This window comes from Bacillus sp. P4_D3 (genome assembly GCF_056401855.1).
Genome location: NZ_JBFUIN010001337.1, coordinates 1 through 537, shown reverse-complemented (window position 1 = coordinate 537; position 537 = coordinate 1). Strand labels below are relative to the sequence as shown.

The following is a 537-nucleotide window of genomic DNA, read 5'->3' as shown; positions in this document are numbered from 1 at the left end:
ACTTTCTTATCAGCATGAACATTTCACGGCTACTACTTACTGTATGAATCCAAAAGGACGTATTATTCGAAAGTACGAAGAAGGTTTAGTTATGCCTGACGGTCAAAATTTTCGAGAGCAAGGAACTGGCACTTCTAACTTAAATTTCACTTTATTTATCCCGCGCTATTTTCCAACTCTCAAAGAAGCAAATGTATACGCAAGTTCAATTATTAAAAGCATTAACCAAGGACGAGATCGGATTGTTATCCAGCGCTTAGAGGACTTAATAAAGAAACAACCTACTACGGAAAAAGATATGAAACATAATCGTATACAACCTACACTACACGGAGATTATGGAGATTTGCATAAAGAAATCCCGCCATTATATATTGAAGGGCTCAAAGAATTTTTATTACGTTTAGAACAATTTATCCACGAATCTATTGATGAAGATACTTTACTATATGGGGTTGATGGAAAATTCTATGCTCCTACAATAAAAATCAATAACCATTTTGAAACAAGTATGAATGGGCTATTTTTAATTGGAGA

At 34.1% G+C, this 537-nt stretch carries 1 pseudogene; it reads left to right on the top strand.

The annotated features are described in order from the left end of the window. A pseudogene (locus tag AC1DTM_RS31195) lies at positions 1-537 on the top strand (NAD(FAD)-utilizing dehydrogenase); the annotation flags it as partial.